A 22,355-nucleotide genomic window follows, 5' to 3' on the forward strand; every position below is an offset into this window, starting at 1 on the left:
TACGCAGGGTGGCGCGGGCGCGCGCCTGATCACACCCCAGGGGGAGCGGTCGTATGCCTGTGCGTGAAGCGAGCCGCCGGGGCGTCGGGAAGCGACAGAGACGGGCAGCGGACCCTTTCCCGGGGCCCGCTGCCCGCCTCCGTGGCAGGTCGCGGCGCGTACGTCAGGGCGCGCAGGCACCTGCGCGTACCTCAGGCCCGCCGTACAGCACTACGAGTACGTGACGACGGGCGTACGTGAGACAGGCGTACGCCCCCGAAGGGAGTACGTCCCAAGGGGCGTACGCGAGACAGACGTACGTCCCGACGGGCATACGTCCCGACGGGCGCACGCGAGACGGCGTCCCTCCCGCCCCGCGCACATCACGGCTCGTCCCGCACCCGTCCCGCGAACTCCGGGCCAGACACGGGCTCCCAAGCCCCGTCGTAGGTGGTGAGCTGCCCCCGCAACGACTCCACCGGCTCGCTGAGGCCGTCCTTGACCGTCGGCACGGTCACCTCCGCGCTCGTGGCGCCCGCGGGGACGTCGACGCCGAGGTACAGGCCGCCGTTCTCGATGCGCGAAAGCGGGACGGCCGGGTCCGGAACCTCGCCGAGGTGGTCGAGCAGCCACGCCCGGTCGACGTCCGCCGTGGACAGTTCCGGCGCTTCCACCGGGGACGGTCCCGCATCGGCGGCCGGCGGGAGGAAGGTGACGCTGCCGGAGATGTCGACATCGGCGGGCTCGGAGAGCGTCACCCGCCAGGTGAGGGCGGAGCCCTCGGGCACGTCGTCCGCGACGGGAGCGAGGCTCACCGCCGGCACGGCGTCGTCGTTGAGCGCGGTCACCCCGCCCCGGTGCGCGCCGACCACGGTCCCGCGCACGGCCTTGACGAAGGCGTCGTGCGCGACGTCGTATCCGTAACGGGTGTTGCCGCGCACCTCGACCGGTACGTCGATGTCGTGGCGCCCGGGACGCACCGTCACGACACGCGAGGTGAACTCGTCCGAGTCCGGCTTGGGGACGAACAGCCGGACCTGACCGCTGCCTTGGCCGGATACCCGCACCGGCACCCGGTAGGCGCGGACACCGGAGTCGCCCTCCGCGACGCTGAGACGGCCGACGTCGACACGCGCGAGGGCGGCGGGGCGCACGGCGGGGGTGCCGGGGCGCCAGCCCCACGCGTCCATCAGCCAGGCGCGACCGGCACGACCGCGCGGGGTCAGCTCCAGCGTCGTGACGCGCTTCAGATCGAGACGGGAGCGCACCGCGGCCGACAGTGGTACACGCACCTCGCGTGCCCAGGAGGAGGCGGTCCGCTCGCTGCCGGGCAGTCCGTCGATCCGGGTACGGCCCAGGTGCGCGCGGCGCCCGGACCCGTCGGTGACGCTCACGTCCAGTTCGGTGCCCGTGCTGTTGGGCGGGACGATCAGGCGAAGGGCCAGGGAATCGGCACCCGCCAGGGAGACGGGCCGGGTGGAGCGCACCCGCACGGGCGCCCCGGGCCTCGGCCACGCCATCGCGACGGCGTCACGGCCCGGTTCGGGATTGGCCTCCCAGTACGCGAAGTGCGGCGAAAGGCCACCCGTCTCCGGGGACAGGCAGGCGCGGGCGGCGTCGGGGTCGACCTGGGCGCAGAGCCTGCCGCCACCGGACACGGTCACCGAGGGACCCGGCAGGAAGGCCGGCGTACGGTTCGCGCCGACGGCGTGGGCGAGGACGCGGGCCGGGCCGGCGGAGGGCGCACGGCGGCCCGTGCCGTCGAGGAGCGGACGCACCCGGTCGTCTCCGCCGACGAACAGCCGGGCCGCCGCCGCGACATAGGTGGCGCCGGCGGCCTGCTGCTGCGTGGCCGTCAGACGGGTCCGGGCCCCCGGCGAGCAGACCGGGTCGGCGCCGTCCTCGGAGAAGAAGTCGTCGTGGGCCGGCGCCTCGGCCTGGCCGGGGGTCCACTCGCTGTTGAAGAAGTTGTGGTTGGCGCCGACCACGTAGACGGCACTGTGCAGAGCCGCACCCCGGCTGACGCCCCGGGTCCCGTCGACGTAGTTCTGGCCCTGGAGGTCGGACACGTCGCCGTCGCAGCCGGGCAGGACGGTCACCGAGGGCACATCGGGAGCCGGGTTGTTGCCGAAGATCGTGGGGCCGATCAGGACGGTGCCGCGGATCCTCCACCGGACGGGACCCCGGTAGCCGTCCTGCCCGGCGGGCGCCGGGTTGAGGCTGTCGAGGGCGGCCCGGTTGACTCCCTCGCCGCCCCGGGAGTGGCCGACGAGCAGCACCCGCGACAGGTCGGCGGGGGAGGTGCGGCGTACGGCGGCCGGAGCGGCCGACCTGTTCGCGGACCAGGCCGCCCAACGGGCCAGATGCAGCCGTACGAGCGAGGAGCGGGCCTGGGCACCGCCGTCCTCGGCCCGGTCGTCCTGGCCGTTGATGCCGTTCGCGGAGACGGACATCGTCACGTACCCCTGCGAGGCCAGGAGCCGCTGGGCGCGCAGATACCCCTCGTGGCTCGGTATCGGCCGGGTTCCGTCCGCGCAGGGCCAGGAACCGTTCATCTCCTCAGTTCCCGGGGTGTAGCAGGTGTCGTGGCGGCCGTGCAGGAAGAGGGCCACCGGCCGCTTGCCCGGCGCGTCGGCCGGTCCCACCACCGTGGCGCGCATCTCGACGGGCTCGGGGAACCCGGGAAGCCGCACGGACGCCAGGTCGTAGGAGCCGCTCACGGTGCGGTAGCGGCCCGGCACCCCGGGATCCACCCGGTTCGCGGGAAGCGGGGCCTCCGGCAGCGCGGCGGGAGCGGGTGGCCGGGCGCCGACGGAACGGGCGGGTCCGGTCGCGTCCAGCCGACGCCCACCGGCCGTCACCCGCAACCGCGTCCCTTCGGTGAACCGGAAGTCCCCCAGCGGCAACCGGAAGGTCCGGCCGTCCCGCTGGGCCACGGGTATGCCGAGCAGCCGGTCACCCGCGTGGAACTCGACCCGGGCATCGCCCATGGGCACGGGCTCGGACGCCGTCCAGACCAACTGGCGACCCGCACCGCCACCGACGACCTGCCAGCCCTCGGGAAGCTCGGACTCCCCGAACCGGCCCACGGACGCGGCGACGGACGACCCGCCGGGGGCGGGCAGAGCATGAGCGGACCCGGGCGACACGAGGGCAAGGGCGAGTAAGGAGGCGGTCGTGGCGGTCATGCCACGTATGCCACGTACGACACGTATCAAAGCGGTCTTCCTCACGATTCGATCGATCTCATGGAGGCAGGGGGCGCTCCGGCGCCGATGGGGCAGGCGCCGCCGCCGATGGCCTGGGCACCGGGAACCGGGAAACCGGGAACGAACGGAGCCCCGTCCGAGAGAGGGCAACGGGGCTTCGGGGGTTGCCTCATGGGGTGCGAGGTGGCTGAATCGTGGCGGGTGGCGGGTGGCCGATGCGCTGGCCACGGACCTACAGAGCAGGCCGGCCCGCTCAGCCCCGCCGCTGCCGTACGAACCCCGGCATCACCACGGCCAGGACCGCACCAACCGTGACGACGACGGGCCAGACATGCTCGGTGAGCCGGTACGCACCGATGCCGCAGACCACGAAGAGGACGCCCCACACCCACCCCACAGCGGTGGACCGCCCGGAACCCCCGCTGGACGACCGCCTGCCCGCGATGGCGGCGAAGTGCTCCCGCAGCGCGGCGCTCGGCCATCCGTCGCCGGCACCTGCCAGGAGCCAGACCGGATCCGTGTGCTGCCACCGCTGAAAATCCGATATCAGTCTGTCCACGCGTCGGCCGGCCGCCGTGGTGGGATCGGCGTCGAGGCGCTCCATTTCGGACAGGGTCTCCTCGAACAGCAGGCGGATGCCGCCGTCACCGCCGTCGGCCAACGCCTCGGTCCGCAGCAGTACGTAGGGGCCGAACCGGGCCTCGATGAGCGCGGCGAACTCGTCGTAGAGGGGCGAGTACCGCTCGCCGAGCCGACCGACGAGTCCCGGTCGCCGGGCGTGCAGCCGCGACAGCGCCGTCGGCTGGTCGACCACCAGGTAGGGGTACGTGGCATCGCCCCACTCGCTCAGCAACTCCGCGTGCTCCTCGGTACCGGCGTCCTCGGTGTCGGCGATCCTCGCCTCCATGAGGTCGCCGGGGCCGAACATCGCCCACCACAGCAGCGGAGGCCAGTTCTTTGCCTCCAGCTCCATCGCCCCGTCGAAGAATCCGGCCCGTTCACCCGCCGACCCGTCCGGCGTACGGGGCTCCAGGGCCCTGTCCAGATAGAGGCGCACACTCATTACGGTTCCCCACCCTCACTTGCGGATACGCCGACCAGGGGCGCCGATGACCGCCGCAGCACCACTGCAGCCCCCTTCCCTGCCGCCGAGGGCGAGGGCGATCACGAACCCGAGGCGTGTCGTCCGGGCGGTGTCGACCAGATGGGCGAGCACGTCGTGCAGGTCGAGCCGTCACAGAGCGACGGCTCCCGCCACTGTTCGTCATCGAGGTGGACGAGGTCCCTGATCAGGGCCACCCGCTCGGCGTGCACCAGCGTCCAGACGTCCTCCGTCCAGACGTCCTCCGTCATGACCTCTCCCAGTCCTCGCGGCCCGCAGCGTCTCTCCGTGGGACTTCCGAGATGGCGGAAACTCATCGCCCGGAGGCGCGGCGCCGCCCTGTGGCGGGCCCGATGGGCGCGCTGTCCCGCACAGGACGTTCCAGCAGGTGGCACCGCGCGCCTCCCCGCCCATCAGGACCACGAAGCCGCCACCAGCGACCTTTCCGCCGCCGCCAGGTGGACCGCCGAGGCCAGCCACGCCCGGGCGTACCCGTCGGCCGAGGCGTCGGTGAGCCGGCCGAAGGCGTCGCGGGGGCGACGGTCCGCCTCCGCCATCACCGCCTCCGCCAGCTGCGCCGCCCCGCCGAGTCCCGCCCTGCGCAGCGGTACGACGAAGGCTGCCGTCTCCGCGCCGCGACCGGCCTCGGCCACGGCGCGTCTCCCGCCCGCGACCCCCGTCTCCAGAAGGCGCCGCACCCGCCACAACGGCGCGTCCGCCAGCGGATCCGGCCCTGCGGTCACCGGCCCCGTCGGCTCGGCCCCGGTCACCTCGGGCGGGAAGTGACCGCCCTGGAGGCGGTCGTATCCCAGATCGGCCCGACCGAGCCACTCCTCCGGCAGCCTCAGTGTGTGCGGGGCCCCCGGCACCGGGCCGACGGCCAGCGGCCGGAGCGTCGCGGCCCGCTCCAGGTCCGGCCGGCCGAGCACCCGCAACGCGAGCCCCGGACACCGCGCGAGCCTGCGCAGGTTCGCGGCGTGCGGCAGCCCCGGATGGGGGTGCGCGGGGCGCAGCCGCACCAGCGGACCGTCATCGGCGACACGGGCCACCAGATACTCCCCGGCCGCGCCGACCACCACCACGTCACAGCCCAGCAGGGGCGCCGCGGTCCCGTCGCCCTCGGAGGAACCGGCGTCGAGCGCGGCGGCCATGGCCTCGTGCACCGGTCGCGCGAACAGCGCGGCGACCGGCTCCTCGGACCACTCGACCCCGCGCACCGGCGTCGCGCTCACGCCCCGGCCCGCCCCGAGCCGTCCGTCCTGGGACACGGTCGCGCCGACGATCCGCAGCCCACCGCGCGCCAGCCCGCCGTGGTCGAGGACGGCCCCGCCGAGCGCCACGGACGCGGTCCCCGCCCCCTTGGCGCGGGCCAGGCCCCCCGGACGTACGTCGGACACTGTGTAGCAGGCACCGGCAGGGTCCACCAGATGGGTCGCGACGCCCCCGTACCCGGTGGCGGACAGCACCGGCTCCCGGCACAGTCCGTACACCCGCAGGCTGCCGCCCTCCCCGTACGCACGGCGCACGGAGCCGGTCGCACCGGCACCGGCCGATCCCGAGGCGAGCAGGGCGGCCTCGGAGAGGAGTTCACGGAAGGCGCCCGTGAGGTCCCCGAGCCGCTGGCCCTGGCTGCTCTCCCGCGCGGCCCGCAATCCCCGTACGACGCGCAGAGCGGCGGCCTCGGCCCGGGGCAGCCCTGCCAGCCGCGCGGTGTGGGCGGCGCGCAGCAACTCGGCCTGGACCACGGCCCCGCCGGCGGTGACACCCGCGGACAGCGCCTCGGCCGCCGCCTGCCACAGCGCGGTCGCGGCCCGCACCTGAGCGGTGGTGAGCGCGGGGGCCGGCTCGTGCGGCGCTTCGGCGCCGACGGCACCCACACCCCGAGCCGACGTGTCGCCGGCCTCCGAGGCCCCCGAACTGTCCGTCCCGCTCGACCCGTTCAGCCCACCCGAACGCCCCTGCTCGCCCGAAGCCTCCAGCTCGCCCGGCGCCCCCATCTCCGCGATCGGCGCCGCTCCCAGGACGGCCGCCCGGTGCAGGCAGCGCGGGGCCAGCAGGCACGTACAGACCGCCTGCCCGGCGTCGACGACCGCTCCGGACGGGCCGGGGCGCAGGCTGACGACCGCGTCCTCACCGAAGGGCACGTCCACGGATCCGTCGGCCGCCGCGGCGATGTTCGCCGCACAGCTCTCGATCGCGGCGTCGAGCTTCTTGCGCAGCCTCGCGCTGAGCTGTTCGACGGCCTCGGCGAGGACCTCGGGGGCGACGGGAGGCAGGGCATCGGTGCTCAACGGGCTTCTCCACGGAGGCGGTCGCCCACCCAGCGGGCGAGGGCGAGCGGACTGAGGGCGGCCACCGGCATACCGGCGGCGACGAGTTGGCGTGCCACGGGGACCGAGTAGCGAGGCGTGCCGGCGTCGTCGAGCGCCGCGCAGCCCAGCAGCTGCGCCCCGGAGGAGGCGAGCGCGCGCACCTCGCCCAGCAGCCCCGACAGCGGCGCGCCCTCCTCGAAGTCGCTGACCACGACGACGAGGGTGCGGCTCGGCACGGTGATCAGAGAGCGGGCGTGCGCGAGCCCCGCCGCGATGTGCGTCCCGCCGCCGACCCGGACCTCGAGGAGGAGGGACAGGGGGTCGTCGACCCGGTCGGTGAGGTCCACCACCTGGGTGGAGAAGGCCAGGAAGTGCGTCGACAGCGTCGGAACGCCGCCCAGCACCGCGGCGGTCAGCGCCGACCAGATCACCGACGCCTCCATCGACCCGGAGACGTCGACGACCAGGACCAGCCGCCAGTCCGCCTCCTTGCTCGCCCGTGTGCTGAAGACCGGACGCTCCGGTACGACCACGACGCGGCCGTCGTCCGTACGCCGGGTGTGGGCGAGGTTGGCGCGCAGCGTACGGGCGAGGTCGAGCCGACCGCCGGGGCGCCGCGTCGGGCGCGGTGTGGCCAGACCGGAGAGCGCCGGGCGCAGCCGGGTGGCCAGTTCCCGCGCGAGTTCGTCGACGAGCCGCTTCACCAGCGGGCGCAGCCGGGCGAGTTGCGCCTCGGGCATCCCGCCGGCCAGGGAGAGGACGGAACTCAGCAGCTCGACGGACGGGCGCACCGCCGCCGGGTCCAGCTGGGCGAGGACGTCGGAGCGCCCCGCGTCCGCCGCCTCGGCGAGGACCTCTTCCCGTACGTCGGCTCCGAAGAGGGCCTCCAGCTCCTGCGACCACTCCCTGGCGGTGGGGAAGGAGGCGTCCTGCCCTCCGCCCTGACCCGACCCGCCGTCCACGTCGTCGGCGCCCTCGCCCCGCCCGCCGCCGTACAGCTCGTCCAGGGCACGGGCGTACCGGCGTGCGTCCGCCGAGAGCCGTTCCTTGTGGCGTCCGAGGAGGAGCCGCCACCGATCGGCATGCCCGAGCAGCGGCTCAGGCCCCCGGCCTCGATCCTGCTCGGCCTGTTCAGGCTCCCCCTTCGGCACCGACGGCTGGGACGATCTCGACAGCGACCTCGACAACGACCCCGACGACCCCGCCCCGGTGGCCGCCGCATCGCGGGCATCCGTCGCGAGACGGAGCCCCTCGGACGCGTCCGGCACGGCCAGGGCCAGGCTCTTCAGCGCGGCGAGTCCCGCCGCGTCGGCGGCGGCCCACAGGGCGAGCAACTCGGGCGGCGCGTCGAGCGAGAGGTCGAGCCGGTCGCCGAGCCGCTCGGTCACGGTCGTCAGCAGCCGGTCCCGCGCGGCGGGCGTCAGAGCGTCGAAACCGCCCCGAAGCGCCGGGAGCCGGTCCAGGAACTCCTGGTCGACCAGGGCCTCGACCCCGTCGAGCAGCGGGGTCAGCGCGTCCGGGGACGCCTGGAGCAGCGGTCCGGCGGCTGTCAGCAGTCCCGCGAGGCGCTTGGTGAGCGCCCGCCGGGCGGCGGGCGCGGTCGCACCGTCGAGCCAGTCGGCCACGCGCGCGCCGAGCCCGGCGGCCGGATCCAGGTCGAGCATGACCCGTACGGCGAGGGCGGCGCCCTGCATCAACGGCGCCGCCCCCGAGTCGAGTTCGGCCAGGGCCCGGTCGAGCCGGAGGCCCAGGTGCCGGGCGGCCGTCCGGTCCGCCAGTGCCACCAGCGCCCGAGCGTCCGCGGCGCTGTCGCTTCCGGCCAGACCCGGCAGGGACCGTACGGCGGCGTCGAGGAGTTCGCCCGTGAGCGCCTCGGCCGTGGCGCGGGCGCCCTGGGTCGTGCCGGGGTGGTGTCCGCGCCGTATGCCCTCCAGGAGGTCCATTGCTTCGAGGAGTTCGGGCAGCTCGGCGGTGTCGGGCAGTACGGCGCCGGCCTCGCGCAGCCGTGCGTCGACCAGATCGGGCAGGTCGCAGCGGACGGCGGCGGTGAGCCCGGTCAGGATCTGCGCCGGGGTCGGTCCACCGTCGGCCGCCTCACGACGCGCGGTCTCGCCCAGCGCGCCGGAGGCGGCCTGTGCCGCGGTCACCCCACGGACTCCGGCGAGATCGAGGCGCGCCGACACGGAGGGGGTCCACCGCAGACGCCACTTGGTGCCGAGCGCGGTGCCGTCGCCGGTGGCGGCCACCGTGAGGGATTCGCCGTACGAGGCACCGATGACCATCAGACGTTGCAGCAGGACCTCCCGCCGGCCGTCGAGCGGCGACCGGAGCGGATCGAGGCGGACCTCGCGCGGCTCGGGCTCGCCCGCGCCGGGCAGCCGCAGCCGGGCGAGTTCGTCATCGACCGAGGGGCCCAGACCGGAACGGGGCGCGCGCGGGGTGATCCGCCCCCGCGCGCTGCCGACGAACACGGCCTCCAGCGCCCGGGCCAGCGCCCGGCCACGGCCGAGGGGCTCGCCCTGCCCGAGTACGGTGGTGACCGCCTCCAGCAGTTCGCCGCGCCCGGGGGCGGGCAGCCCGCGCAGCGTGGCCAGGTCGCAGGCGAGCCGCAGGGTCTCGGCAGCCTCACCGGTACCGGCGGTGTGGCCGGCGCGCCGCATCTCCCGGCAGACGCCCGTCACCGCGACGGCGGCCGCCTCACGGATACGGTCCGCGTCACCGGCGGCGCCGAGTACGGCCTGCTGCCAGAGGGGGTCACGGATACCGGCGGGGTAGCCGGACCGGGAGTCGAGAAGATCGAACGAGTAGGGGACGAAGGAGGTCACCGCGGCGCTGCTCGCGCCCCGGGGCGCGGAAGCGCTCGCACCCCCGGACCCGCTCCGGTCCGGTTGGCCGCCGGTACGTCCGGAGTCGGCCGCCCCCGGACGCCGAACGCCCACCCCGTCCGAGCCATTGCCGGTGCCGGTGTCCAAGCCATTGCCGGTGTCGCTGCGCGTGTCCGTGGGCAGTTCCGTACCTGTGCTCGCAGCCGGCTCCGTACGCGCGTCGGTATCCGGGTCCGGTTCCGGGCGGGCCATCAGCGCCGGGGCGTGGAACGCGCCGATCACGGCGGCGACCCGGCGCCCTCCCACCGAGGCCGCCGCGACGACCTGCCGCATCCGGGCCTCACGGGCCAGATCGGTCGCTGGCACGTCGGCGTCGGCACGCAGGGCCCAGCCCACGCCCAGGGCCGCGCGGCGCACGGCCTCGGCGGGGCAGCCGGGAGCGAGGACCTCCACGGCCCGGTCCCACATGTCCTCACCGTCCCGGCCCGTGCCGGCGGCGGCGAGCGCGGCGCCGAAGGAACGGCGGCCCTCCCGGTCGTCCGTGCCCGGTCCGTCGCGACGCGCACTCTCCTCGGCCTCCCCACCCGCCCCGGCGCCGGCCGCATCGTCGGAACCCGCGCCATCCGCAGACCCCGTGACCTGGTCGGAATCCGTGACATCCCCAGAACTGGCGACATCCACGGAGTCCCCGTCCTCGCCGGAACCCGCAGGACCCGCGGCCGGCACGGTCTCCCGCGACCAGCCCGGATCGCCCAACGGCAGGTCGCAGCACACGACCTCCGCCCCGCGCTCCCGCGCCCACCGCACCGCCGCCAGCTCCGGCGAGAAGTCGGCGAACGGGTAGAACGCCAGGCCTTCGCCCTCGCCCGCCCCGGCCAGGGCGACCGGGGCGACGGTCTCCGGGTCGGCCAGATGCTCCAGCCACGGCTGGAAGTCGGCCGGGAGTTCCACGCAGACCACCTCGGCGCCCGCCTCGTCCAGCAGGGCGGGCACCACGGCGGCCAGCGCCGGACTGTGGTGGCGCACTCCGAGCAGGTACGGCTCGCGCGACGCGGCCAGCGCGTCCACGGCCGCCCGGGGATCGACGTTCGTCAACGCAGGCTCCCGCGCAGGTCCCAGAGCCGACGCCACATCGCCGAGCCGCCCTCGGCCCGGCGCCGGACCGGTCCGTCCCAGTACCCCAGGAGCCGGGCGTGGTCGGCCGGATCGTCCTTCCGTACGACACCCAGCAGGTGGCCCGGCAGCAGGTCGAGGACATCACCGCCAGGCAGGTACGCGGCCGCGACGCCCAACGACGCCGCCACCTGCACGGCCTCGGCCGTGGACATCACCGTGCCGGGCCGCTCGACCTCCCAGCCCTCGGTGGACCGACCGGAGCGGAGGTCCCGGAAGACGGTGACGAGGGCGTCGAGGACGGCGTCGTCGACCCCGAAGGACGCGCCCGCCCGCTGGACCGCCGCGACCGCCTGACGCCGGATCAGGACGGCCTCGGCGTCGGCGTCAGCGATCGGGCCCACCGTCTCGAAGTTGAACCGGCGCTTCAGCGCGGCGGACATCTCGGAGACCCCGCGGTCGCGGAGGTTGGCGGTGGCGATGACGGTGAAGCCGGGTGCGGCGCCGACCACCGCGTCCTCGGTGGCGGTCAGTTCGGGCACGGTGATCCGGCGGTCGGACAGGATGGACACGAGGGCGTCCTGTACCTCGGGCAGGCAGCGGGTGATCTCCTCCACGCGCACCACGCGCCCGGTACGCATGGCGGCGAGCACGGGGGAGTCGACCAGGGCCTGCGGGGTCGGACCCTGCGCGAGGAGGAGGGCGTAGTTCCAGCCGTAGCGGAACGCGTCCTCCGTGGTGCCCGCCGTGCCCTGCACGGTCAGGGCACTCGTCCCGCTGACGGCGGCAGCGAGCAGCTCCGACAGCATCGACTTGGCGGTGCCGGGCTCGCCGGTGAGCAGCAGTCCGCGCTCCCCGGCGAGAGTGACGACGCAGCGCTCCACGAGAGCGCGTTCACCGACGAACTTCGGCGCGATCGCCAGCTTCGACGGCAGTCCGGCCCGACGCCCGGGCAGGGCCAGCTCCACGCCGTCGCTGCCGCAGACGAAGGTGACGACGGCGCGCGGGGTGAGCGCCCAGCCCGGCGGGCGCGGGCCCGGGTCCTGAACGGCGAGGAAGGCGAGCTCGGCGGCATGGCGCTCCTCGGCCGGCAGAACCTGCCGGGCCGGCACGGCCCGTTCGGTGACGGTCATACGGAAGTCCTCCGGGTGTGCGAGACGAAAGGGATACAGCTACGCGTGCGGATACGAGCACGAGAACCGGCGCGGGTGCGAACTCACCTCGGTCGCGGGGCGTCTTACAGCCACGGACCAGGGGGCGTGCGGCGGGGAGGGAGAGGCGAGGGGGAACGGACGCGGCGCGGCCCGGCGCGGCACACCGAGAGCGGAATGCCGCGCTGGTGCCGGGTCCGCGCGATACGACCGCGCGAACCCGCACCGCCGCACCAGGTGGCCAGTGCCCGAAGTCTCACGGAACGGCCACCTCACCGGGACCGGCGGGCGACGACCCGCCGGTCCCTGGCCCACGGCCCTCAGCGACGCCGTCTGGTCCGCCGCACCTTCAGCTCCTCGAACCGAGGAACGTCCCCGTCCAGGACCCGCTGCCACGCGCGGGCGAACAGCTCCGCGACGGGTTCGACCGGCACCAGTGCGCCAAGCACCGGGTGACCGCCCGCCACCGGCCCGTACATCGACAGCTTCCACTGCTCCACGGGCAGCACCGGCGCCGACTGTTCGACCCACGCGCCGGGCAGGAACAGCGAGCGGCCGGCCCTGGCCCGTACGGCCGAGACGACCAGGTCTCCGGCCTCCAGTTCGGCGCGCGCAGCCTTGAGACGGGCCGGCTTCCACCCCGTCCACCGTGCCGTGTTGCGGTCGGTCGGGTCGGGCATGGCCAGCAGCATCAGGTACAGCACGGCCGCGTCCGCCCCCAGACCGTGGGCCCCGGCGACCTCCGCCACGAGCGCGGGCACCGAGCGGGACGGATCCTGCGGCCACCAGGTGCCGTCCGGGCCCGTCTCGCCGGCCGCGGGCGCGCCCGGATCGGCCAGCAGCCGCGCGAACACCGGATCGTGCGCGCGCCGCAGCGCCACCTCCACCGCGGTCTCCTCCTGGTCCGGGCCCCGCAGCGCCACCAGGTACGGGTCGGACCCGGTGGAGTCGAGCAGGGCGGTCCGCAGCGCCGGCTGGGGCTGGTCGTCCTGCGTGGCCATCAGCACGGCGCCGTACCGTTCGTGACCCGGTGCCTCCTCGGTCGGCGCGCCCGCCACCTTGCGGAATTCCGGGAGGTTTGTGTAGTGCCCCACGGACAACAGCAGGTCGGGCGAGGCGAGCCGCTGCCGAACGGCGGTGAGCGCACTGGGGAGCGCCGCGCGCAGGGGATCCCCGGCGGGCAGCCGGTGAGCCATCCAGGCCGCGAGGCCCATCGAGCCCGTGAGCACCGACGAGGTGAACGGATCCTCGGCCGGGGCCACGGTCGCCGGACGGTCGCCCGCGATGTGCCACGCGACGTCCACGCTCAGCTCCGGCGACGTCGCGGGGTCGATCAGCGCCGGGAGGGCCCGGTGCACGGGCCAGCCGACGCGCGCACCGCGCGAGGCCTCCGCGGCGAGCCAGTCGGGGACCTGCGCACGGCGTCCCACGCGCGCGTTCCACACGGCTGCCGCCGCCGCCACGTCGGGCCCCACGCTCCACAGCCGCGCCGGGTCGTCGGGAAGCAGCGCCGCGACCACGGCCCGGCGCACCTCGACGGAGAGCGTCCGCAGTTCGTCGCGCGCCTGCCGGGCCTCGGCCACCTTCAGGCCGAGGGTCTTGCGCAGCTCCGCCGGAAGGAAGTTGTTCTCCCAGCTGTCCACATCGGGCATGCCCAGGACCACGAGCCGGGCCAGCGCCCCGGACGCCCCGGTGAGCCGCCCGAACTCCTCCGCCGCCTCCGGCAGGAAAGGGACCGCCGCACGGGACGACGCCTCCCGCAGGAATGCGGTCAGCCACTCGGCGCCGCGCGCGCCGTCACCGACCGGCGCGGCGTCGCGCAGGGTGTACGGGCCGGGCACCTCGAATCGGCCCGCGGGGTCGTACAGCAGCGCCCCGAACTCCCGCCCGTCGGGCACGCTCTGGTTGTGCTCGGTGATCCCGAGCACCGACCCGCCGCCGAGCGGCAGGACGCAGCGGTGCCACATCCCGTGCTCCCGGCCGTCCGGGTTGTGCAGGTGCGACGAGCCGAGGTGGACCGTCACCCTTCGCCACTGCGCGGCCGAGCCCGCCGTGGAGGCCAGCCCCAGCGCGTCGATCCGACCGAGGACGCCGAGCAGCGCGGCCCGGTGTTCGTCCGTACTTCCGGGGGCGAAGGCGCGGTACGCGATCGCCGCCGGCTCGTCGAGGAGGGAGGTGAAGACCAGCCCCGAGTACGGCAGGGACGGCAGGTCGAAGTGCGTCCGGCCCGGTCGGGCCACGGCGGTGGCATCGGCCCGTACCGAGGCCAGCTCCTCCAGGAATCGGTGGGCGAGGTCCTCGTCGGAGCCCCGACGGTAGTACCCGGAGCCGGCGAGGCCGCTCAGCGCCGTGCCGAGCAGACGGTCGGCCGGGCCTTCCCGGCGGACCTCCTCGGGCTCGGCCGCCGGGTCGAGCCGCTCCGCCACGGAGTCGAGGGCCTTCTGCTGCTGGACGGCGAAGTGCAGCACCTTCACCACACCCGCGATCAGTTCGGGCGCGGAGATCTCCGGCAGCGCGCTGCTCACGAGCTCCGGCAGGTCCGCCGCGCGCTCCGCGGCGGCAGCCGCCTTCAGGAGGGTGCCGGCCGTCCCGGCGTCCGCCCCGCGCAGCACGGCCGATCCCGCCGCGTCCCGTGTGCGCAGTGCGTACAGGTGGGACAGGGGCGGCAGCGGCGCGGCGGCCGTCCCGTACAACTGGTTCAGGGTGCCGTCGGTCTTCGCCGTGACCACGCCCTCCGGGTCGCTGAGCGACAGCACCCGCCACTGCTGGCTCACGGCCCTCGGCCGGTCGTCGCCGGGGAACGTGAGCGCCGCGAGCGGCATGTCGGAGCCCTCGGGCAGGACGACGCGCCGCCCGGCGGTGTCCTCGGCCTGCCAGCCGTTGCCGGGCAGCCGTACGACGCGCCAGCCCATCAGCCCGTCCGTCGACGTGCCGAGTGCCGATCCCCCGACCGCCGGTGCCGGGCGCAGCCACGACGCGTGGGCGAGCAGTTCGGCCCCCGTACCGTGGGAACGCAGTGCGTCGGCGAGGAACCCGGGCTGCGACCGCCGGCCGTACCCGCCCCGCACCGGGTCGTACTCGACCCAACCGCTCTCGCCGTGCCGGTCCTCCGCCTGCCACACCCAGTACGCCGTGCCGTCGGACACCAGCGGTCGCTCCGAGGGCACCTTCGTGTCGCCGCGGTGCAGCACTCCGCCGCCGGTGGTGCGGCCACCGCCGGGCAGCGGCAGGCTGACGTGAGAGGAACGCATGGACCAGAAGTCGGCGCCGCCGTCCAGGGGGAACACCCGGTCGGGCGCGGTGTGCCAGTAGCCCTGCGGCTCCTCGCTCCGCCCGTAGGACCGCCAGAACACCAGCAGGGCGCCGTCCACGTAGTGGAACCCGAAGCGGTGGGACGGCCCCGACGGTACGCGCAGATCGTGCGTGAGTACGGTGGAGTCGGCGTCGATGACCCGCACCTGCACGGCATTCGCCACGATCAGGTACGGCCAGGCCTCGACGACGGTCAGACCGTCGAACCTGTCGCTGCGGTCGCGCCCGGGAGCCAGCTCCGCGAGCGCCTCCTCCCACGCAGGCCAGTGCAGCTCCTCCCACAGACCGCCGCGCAGGGTGCGCGCGAACGTCTCGCCGAGATCGGCGGCGGCCGCCGCCGCGACCTCCTGCGGCGCGAGCGCGAGGGCCTCGACGGGCAGCCACGTCAGGCGTGCGATCGCGCCCGGAAGTCCCGGCAGTCCGGCCGCCGCCGAATCGCGGGCGACCTCGCGCACCCACTCGGCGAGCATCGGGCGGCCACCGTCCGTCTCGGCGAGCCGCCGCAGCACGTACGCCCCGGTGCTCGCGTCATTGAATCCGTTCGCCCCGGCGCGGAAGGCGGGACGGAAACGGGGGTCGGCGGCGAGGGCGACCAGGTTCCGGCGGTGCTCGCCGCGCGCCCAGTCCGACAGGCCCAGGGCCTCGTGGCTCCTGTTGCGGCCGGGCGCCGCCGGGTCGGCGACCGGGATCTCCAGCGCGAGCAGCAGATCCAGCAGGTTCACGTCCTCGACGCCCATCCGGAGGGCGTCCCCGCCCTCGGGCCTGGTCGCCAGATCGGCCCGCAGCCGCCCGGCCGCCCGGTTCACCAGGTCCAGCAGGGCCGCCGGGGTCGGACGGGTGCCCCAGCCCTGGTGCCGGGCGTTGTGGAAGCGCTCCAGCCAGCCGGCCGCACCGTCGGCGCAGCTCTCCTCCTGCGGGACGTCCGCGTCGGTGAGACCCGCGTCGGCACCGGACTCCACCAGGATGTCCAGCCACAGGTCGCTGAGTTCGGCCTCACCCCCCGGCGGCGTCATCGACAGCAGAGTGCCCCGCACCGACGGGACGCGGTGGGCGAGCGCGACCAGCGCGGCGCGGTGCGTCTTCCACCAGCCGGCAGCCGCCCGCAGCGTCGCCGGCAGGGGAAGGAGTTCGGCGAGGTAGTCCTGCTCCTCCTCGCTCGCGGACAGACCCGCGGCGCGGGCCAGCCGCCGCAGCTCCACGGCGGCCTGGGCGGACGGTACGAGTCCGCCGGCGGTCCGGCGCACGCACAGCCGCCGGAAGCGCGCGTAGGCCTCGGCGGGCGAGAGCCGGGCGGACAGCTCCTTGCCGTAGCTCGTGAGGACCTTCACCGGCAGCGCGCCGGCCAGGGCGAACTCGAGGAACACGGCGTCGAGCCGGTCCTCGTCGACCGACAGACCGTGCTGCGCCTCGCTGGTGCGGGCGCGCCCGAACAGCTGGCCCGCGTACGTCGTGTTCTCGACGCCGAGGAAGACCCGGGCGCTCTGCTCGTAGAAGACGGGCAGGAAGTGCGGGACGGCGGAGGCGAGGCGTCCGGCCAGCTCGTGGCAGGCGTCGAGGGCGGCCTTCGGCTTGGTCTTCGCCTGCCGGGCCAGCCGGTCCAGTTCCGGCACCACGGCCAGCGCGTGGTGCCCGTCCGCCGGGTGGTGGACGAGTACCCACTCAGGGAAGCCCAGTTCCCGGCGCTGGCCGAGGCCCACCACGACCGGGTTCCCGTGCGGTTCGAGTCCGAGGAAGCCCGTGGCGAGGTCCTCGGCGGGGCCGAGTTCGGCGGCGGCGAGCCGGACGACGACCCGCTCCTCCCCGAGCACCGCGTGGCGGTAGGTCCGCGCGGTCAGCTCGACCGCCGCCTCGCCCGCCCCTTCGGTGTCGGCCGGGAGCACCGCTCCGGCCTTCAGCAGCTCCGTGTTGTCGGAAACGGTCGTGCCGGTCACGCGTCCTCACCCTCTTCGATCGTGCGGCCGGCGTACAGCGCCGCGGCCATGCGCATTCCCTCGGACCAGGCCACCGGTCCGACCTCGCTCAGCCGCACCGCGCGGCCGTCCTCGTCGTGCCAGCTCAGCGCGCCGGTCTCCGACTCCCCTTCCCAGTACGGTTCGCCGATCCAGACGGACGCCTCCGTGCCGCTGCCCCCGTCGCGCACCTTGCACGTGGCGTAGCCGCCGGACACGCGGTAGCCGAGGCCGGTGGCCCGCGCCGCGAGCCCGAAGCGCGAGGCGAACTTCCCGCCCGCGTAGTCCCGTACCTCCGTCGCCGTCTCCGCGTGCCCGGCGGTGGGCCTGGCCCAGGTGGCGCGGTGGATCTGCTCCACCCGCTGGGTGATGCCCAGTTCGGCCGCGAAGTCCCGGACGTCGTCCAGGTCGGGCAGGAGCACGGGATGGGGGAGGGTCACCGTGCGCGGGGAGAGCCGTACGGTCTCGCCGTCGAGGTCCACCGTCTTGAGCTCACCGTCCGCGGTGACGTCGCGGAGGAAGCCGACCTCGTCCGGGTCGTCGCCCACCACCGCCATGTCACGGAGGGCGGACTGCCACGCCTCGTCCGGCCACACCCGCGCGATCAGCTCGGTCGGCACCGGCAGCGAGGACACCATCCAGGTGTCGACCTGCGCCACGCACGAGGCCGCGTGCCGGTCCAGCCATTCGCCGAGCTGCCGCAGCCGGTCGGTCTCCGGATGGTCGCGCAAGGCCTTTGGGAGGCTCTTCAACTGCCGCCCCCCGGAACGCCGGGCGACCACCCGTCCGTCATCAAGGGTGATCTCGTATCCCTCACCCGCTGCAAGCCACGCCATGGGCCGTGCCCCTCCGCCTGTCCGGTCAGAATCCGCGCAGCTCGAACCATGGGGACGACAGGACGACGCCCCTGAACTGCGGTATGCCGGGACACTATCCAGAGCCACTGACAACGCCCGCCCGGGTGCCGGAGGACGGCGGACCCCCTCGTGACGCGGGCCCACCCCCTGGCGCCCCGCCAGGCGGGGGAGGGGGTGGGCGGAGGCGCGGGATCAGGGACGAGTCGGGGACCGGCCCAGGGAAGAGCCAGGGACGAGTCGGGGGAGATTCAGGGGTGTACGAGGGGCGAATGAGTACGCGTCAGATGCCGCAGCCGGAAGCGGACCAGAAGCGGCCGTCCCGGTGGTCGACGTGGGTGTGATCGCTGTGCCCCGGGTAGCCCGGGCCGAGGATGCCGTTGAAGCCGTGATTGCGGGCCTGCTGCGCGAGGAGGCACAGCGAGTGCGGTCCGGAGCCGAGGTCGGCCGCGTCGCCGTAGAGGTGTCGGCTCGACGAGGCGCCGCCGACGGCGGCGTTGCAGGCCTGGCTGCGGAAGCCGCTGGTGACGCGGATGCTCTGGTCGCCGAGGGCGTGCCGCAGGGCCTCCAGCTTCCACATGGTGCGCAGGGCGTTCGACTTGGCGGTCGCCGCGCTCACCGCTCCTCCGGCCCAGGTGGTGTTGCAGGTGTTGAGTTCGGCGTAGGTGAAGTGGATCGGGGTGCAGTCGTCGTCCTGGAGCGCGTAGATCTTGCTGAACGTCGCGGGTCCTGCGACGCCGTCGGCGGCGAGTCCGTAGGCGCTCTGGAAGCGCTTGACGGCGGCTGCCGTGCCCGGTCCGTAGTCGCCGTCGATGGCGAGCACTCCGCCGTAGCCGGGGTATCCGGCCACTCGGACCTGCAGGGCCGTGACGTCGGCGCCGGAAGTGCCTTGGGAGAGGGTGCGCGACCAGGTGTAGCAGCCGTCGGCCTGGGCGGCGCCGGCGGTCGCCATCACCCCGGTCAAAGATGCGGTCATGATCATGACAATAGAGAGCAGCAGGCGCAGGGGCGGAAAACTCGGGGAGCGTCGGAACATCGATCCTCCATGGCCTCACGGATCCGAGATGACCCAGGGATGAGAGTCCCCCCGAGATTGACGCCCCGGTCGACGCGCGTCAACCACGCCGAGCTGACCGCCGCTTGTCGTTCCGATGACGCCGGGGCGACCGCCCGCACGCGACGTCCGCGAGTGGGGGATCGGGAGGTGGCGAGCGGCATGCGGACCACCGGGGCCAGGGTCGCCGAACCCGCTCCGGGCACCGATGTCAGACCCCCACGAGAAGATCTCTCCATGACGACTTCTCCCGCCGCTGAGGCGATGTCCGGCCTGCCCAACCTGCCCGTGCTGACCGGCCGTGACGAGTACGAGGCCGCCCTCCGAAGCCTGCGCGAAGCCTCGCGGCAGTACTACGACGACGGTGACAGCGTCATGGACGACACCGCGTACGACCGGCTTCGGCTGGCCGTGCTGGCCTGGGAGCGCGAGAACCCCGCCGAGGTCGCGACGGACTCTCCCACCGGGCTTGTCGCCGACGGCGCCGCCCCGGTCGGCGACATCGCGCACACCACCCGGCTGCTGAGCCTCGACAACGTCTTCGACGCCGAAGGACTGGTGGCCTGGGGCGCCTCCGTCCAGCGTCGGCTGGGCCGTGCACCCGTCGGCGGCTTCACCGTCGAGCCCAAGATCGACGGCGCGGCCGTGGCCGCCCGGTACCGCGCCGGCCGCCTCGTCCAGGTCATCACCCGGGGGGACGGCAGCCATGGCGAGGACGTCAGCCATGTCATCGGCCAGATCGACGGCCTCCCCGAACAGCTCGAAGAGGAGGTCACCGTCGAGGTCAGGGGCGAGGTCGCCTTCACCCAGGAGCAGTTCGAGACGGCGAACGAGGTCCGCACCGCCCACGGCGCACAGGTCTTCGCCAACCCCCGCAACGGCACCGCCGGCACCCTGAGGGCGAAGGACCGCCCGTACCGGCTCCGCATGACCTTCTGGGCCTACGGCGCGGTGGAACTCGACGGGACACCGTTCCCGCCCGAGGACGCCGCGGCGACGCACGCCGAGACGCTGTCCGCGGTGGCCACCGCCGGCGTGTGCACGACGGCGGCCTCCCCCGCGGGCCTCGCCGTCGTCCCCGACCTCGCCGAGGCCCAGCGGAGGATCGACGCGATCGCCGCCACGCGCGCGGAGCTGCCGGTCGGCATCGACGGCGTGGTCGTCAAACTGAACGACACCGCCGAGCAGACGGCCGCCGGCACCGGTACGCGGTTCCCCTACTGGGCCATCGCGGTCAAACTGCCCGCGGTCGAGCGGCAGACCGTCCTGGAGGACGTCGTGTGGGAGGTCGGCCGCACCGGGGTCCTCGCACCGACCGCGATCCTCGCCCCCGTCGAGATCGACGGCTCCACCGTCACCCGGGCCACCCTGCACAACCCCGCCGACATCCGCCGGCGCGACCTCCACCTCGGCGACACCGTCACCGTCTACAAGGCCGGTGACATCATCCCGCGCGTCCAGGCCGCCGTGGTCGTGCTCCGCCCCGCCGGAGCACGCGAGGTGCCACTGCCGCAGACCTGCCCCCACTGCGACGGCGCGATCGACAAGGGCCAGGAGCGGTGGCGCTGCGCCAAGGGCACCGCCTGCGCCCTCCCGGCGCTGATCGAGTACGCCGCCGGGCGCGAGATGCTCGACATCGACGGCCTCGGCAGGACGTATGTGGCCGCCCTGGTCGGCTCCGGCGACGTCACGGACATCGCGGACCTCTTCACCCTGACCATCGACCAGCTCACCATCGCCTCCGGCAGCGCCAAGCGGGCCGCGAAGCTCGCCGAGCAGATCGAGATCGCCAGGACCCGCCCCCTCAACCGGGTCTTCTGCGCCCTGGGCGTCCTGGGCACGGGCCGCAGCATGTCCCGCCGTATCGCCCGTCACTTCCGCACCATGGACGCGATACGCCGGGCCGACGCGGCGGAGATGCAGGACGTGGAGGGCATCGGCCCGGAGAAGGCCCCGGTCATCGTCGAGCAGGTGGCCGCGCTGGCCCCCGTCATCGACAAGCTGATCGCGGCGGGGGTCAACATGACCGAGCCCGAGGACCCGTCGGCCGGCCAGGGCGGCGGGCCGCTGGACGGCAAGGTCGTCGTGGTCACCGGCAAGATGGCCGGACCGCTGGAGGGGTTCGGCCGCTCCGAGATGAACGCCCTGATCGAGAAGGCCGGCGGGCGAGCGGGAAGCAGCGTCAACGCCAGGACGTCCATCCTCGTCGCCGCCCCGTCCGCGAACGGCAAGCCCAGCTCGAAGGCGGTCAAGGCCGCCGAACTCGGAGTGGAGGTACTCGCACCGGAAGCCTTCGCCGAACTGGTCGCGGACTGCCTGACGTGAGGTGAGGCCACGAGCGCGCGCGTTCCACGACGAGTGGACAGCCGCTCCGGGCGTCAGCGCAGGGCGATCCGCGCGGTCACGGGAAGATGGTCACTGCCGGTGGCGGGCAGCGTGCGGATCGACCGGACCACGGCCCCGCGCGCCAGGACCTGGTCGATGCGGGCCACCGGCAGACCGGCCGGAAAGCTGAACGCGAAGCCCCGCTCTGGTGTGCCCAGCCGCGAAGTCAGGGGCGCCAGGCCACGATCGTCGACCGTCCCGTTGAGGTCGCCGAGAAGGACCACCCTGTTCGCTTCCTCGGCGGCCAGCATCCGGCCCAGCAGTCCGGCGCTCTCGTCGCGCCGGGCGGAGGCGAGGCCGCCGGCCCCCACCCGCACGGACGGCAGATGCGCCACGTACGCGACGACGTCCCCGGACGGCATACGCACCACGGCGCGCAGCGCGCGGTTCCAGCCCTCCGCGATGTCCCGGGGCTTGATGTCCAACGGCTGTGCATCGGCGAGCGGATGGCGGGACCAGAGACCGACCGTGCCGTGCACCACGTGGTACGGGTACTCCGGGGCGAGCACCGCCTCGTACTCCCGCCGCGCCGGATCCACCAGTTCCTGGAGCGCGATCAGATCGGGTCCGGCGGCGGCGAGGGCACGGGCGGTTCCCACCGGATCGGGGTTCTCGTCACTGACGTTGTGCTGTACGACGACGAGCTCGCGCCCGTTCGGCGATCCGGAGGGGAGCAGCAGCACGCCGTACGAACGACTCCAGACGGCGACGGGCAGCAGCAGGGCCACCAGCGCCACGACGGACCGGCGGATCAGCGCCAGGACGGCGAGGAGGGCGACCACCGGCCCCAGCCACGGCAGGAAGGACTCCAGCAGACTGCCCAGCCGGCCGGGGGAGTTGGGCAGGACGGAAGGGAAGGCGAGGAGCCCCGCCGTGACACACGCCAGTGCGGCGATCACCCGCCCGGAACCGCGACCGCGCGTCCACCCGCCCGGGCCACGCACCCAGCCCCAGAGCCGGGCCCTACCCCGGCGGTTCTCCGGCTCGCGGTCCGCCCCGGTCTCCCTCGTCCCCACCCTCGTTCCCTCCCTCGGCGTCGTTGATCAGGACGAACCCAGGGAGGGATCGGGTTCCGCTACGGCTCCGGCAAGGGGCGCGTAGTCGTATGCC

General features: G+C 74.5%; 11 protein-coding genes. 1 reads left to right on the top strand and 10 read right to left on the bottom strand.

Annotation, left to right across the window (positions count from 1 at the left end):
- Window positions 1-362: 362 nt before the first annotated feature.
- From ABT154_RS08740 to ABT154_RS08780, 9 genes are all read right to left on the bottom strand, one after another.
- Window positions 363-3,167, bottom strand: coding sequence for an alpha/beta hydrolase (locus tag ABT154_RS08740; RefSeq protein WP_351854668.1), 2,805 nt, complete (start codon window positions 3,165-3,167; stop codon window positions 363-365).
- Window positions 3,168-3,441: 274 nt separating this feature from the next.
- Complete coding sequence (locus ABT154_RS08745; RefSeq protein WP_351854671.1) at window positions 3,442-4,251, bottom strand: hypothetical protein; 810 nt, start codon at window positions 4,249-4,251, stop codon at window positions 3,442-3,444.
- 101 nt (window positions 4,252-4,352) lie between these two features.
- Entirely contained in the window at window positions 4,353-4,541 is a 189-nt protein-coding gene (locus ABT154_RS08750) for a hypothetical protein (RefSeq protein WP_502969470.1), read from the bottom strand.
- A gap of 162 nt (window positions 4,542-4,703) precedes the next feature.
- A complete protein-coding gene (locus tag ABT154_RS08755) occupies window positions 4,704-6,581 on the bottom strand; it encodes a hypothetical protein (RefSeq protein WP_351854673.1) in 1,878 nt (625 codons plus the stop codon).
- The gene (locus ABT154_RS08760; RefSeq protein WP_351854678.1) at window positions 6,578-10,522 is read right to left on the bottom strand and encodes a vWA domain-containing protein; all 3,945 of its coding nucleotides are present in this window, start codon (window positions 10,520-10,522) and stop codon (window positions 6,578-6,580) included. Before ABT154_RS08760 ends, ABT154_RS08755 begins: the two co-directional genes overlap by 4 nt.
- Window positions 10,519-11,673 carry an ATP-binding protein gene (locus tag ABT154_RS08765; protein ID WP_351854680.1) on the bottom strand — a complete coding sequence of 385 codons (1,155 nt, stop codon included), beginning with the start codon at window positions 11,671-11,673 and terminating at the stop codon, window positions 10,519-10,521. Before ABT154_RS08765 ends, ABT154_RS08760 begins: the two co-directional genes overlap by 4 nt.
- A 338-nt stretch (window positions 11,674-12,011) precedes the next feature.
- Entirely contained in the window at window positions 12,012-16,934 is a 4,923-nt protein-coding gene (locus ABT154_RS08770) for a DNA-binding protein (RefSeq protein WP_351854682.1), read from the bottom strand.
- Window positions 16,931-17,788: a DUF4132 domain-containing protein gene (locus tag ABT154_RS08775; protein ID WP_351854685.1), complete on the bottom strand. Its 858-nt coding sequence runs from the start codon at window positions 17,786-17,788 to the stop codon at window positions 16,931-16,933. Before ABT154_RS08775 ends, ABT154_RS08770 begins: the two co-directional genes overlap by 4 nt.
- A 301-nt stretch (window positions 17,789-18,089) precedes the next feature.
- Window positions 18,090-18,842 carry a D-Ala-D-Ala carboxypeptidase family metallohydrolase gene (locus ABT154_RS08780; protein WP_351854687.1) on the bottom strand — a complete coding sequence of 251 codons (753 nt, stop codon included), beginning with the start codon at window positions 18,840-18,842 and terminating at the stop codon, window positions 18,090-18,092.
- Between the two features lie 255 nt (window positions 18,843-19,097).
- On the opposite strand from ABT154_RS08780, the gene ligA reads away from it, so the two are divergent.
- Complete coding sequence (ligA, locus tag ABT154_RS08785) at window positions 19,098-21,185, top strand: NAD-dependent DNA ligase LigA (RefSeq protein ID WP_351854690.1); 2,088 nt, start codon at window positions 19,098-19,100, stop codon at window positions 21,183-21,185.
- A gap of 53 nt (window positions 21,186-21,238) precedes the next feature.
- Here the strand turns inward: ligA and ABT154_RS08790 are convergent, their stop codons facing one another.
- Window positions 21,239-22,189: an endonuclease/exonuclease/phosphatase family protein gene (locus ABT154_RS08790; RefSeq protein WP_351855088.1), complete on the bottom strand. Its 951-nt coding sequence runs from the start codon at window positions 22,187-22,189 to the stop codon at window positions 21,239-21,241.
- Window positions 22,190-22,355 lie beyond the last annotated feature (166 nt).

This window comes from Streptomyces sp. NPDC001728 (genome assembly GCF_040297565.1).
In the GTDB taxonomy this organism is placed as follows: Bacteria; Actinomycetota; Actinomycetes; order Streptomycetales; family Streptomycetaceae; genus Streptomyces.

Coding starts and splice junctions, on each gene's coding strand:
- ABT154_RS08740 (WP_351854668.1), bottom strand. CDS start 3,167: ATGACCGCCACGACCGCCTCCTTACTCGCCCTTGCCCTCGTGTCGCCC.
- ABT154_RS08745 (WP_351854671.1), bottom strand. CDS start 4,251: ATGAGTGTGCGCCTCTATCTGGACAGGGCCCTGGAGCCCCGTACGCCG.
- ABT154_RS08750 (WP_502969470.1), bottom strand. CDS start 4,541: ATGACGGAGGACGTCTGGACGGAGGACGTCTGGACGCTGGTGCACGCC.
- ABT154_RS08765 (WP_351854680.1), bottom strand. CDS start 11,673: ATGACCGTCACCGAACGGGCCGTGCCGGCCCGGCAGGTTCTGCCGGCC.
- ABT154_RS08775 (WP_351854685.1), bottom strand. CDS start 17,788: ATGGCGTGGCTTGCAGCGGGTGAGGGATACGAGATCACCCTTGATGAC.
- ABT154_RS08780 (WP_351854687.1), bottom strand. CDS start 18,842: ATGTTCCGACGCTCCCCGAGTTTTCCGCCCCTGCGCCTGCTGCTCTCT.
- ligA (WP_351854690.1), top strand. CDS start 19,098: ATGACGACTTCTCCCGCCGCTGAGGCGATGTCCGGCCTGCCCAACCTG.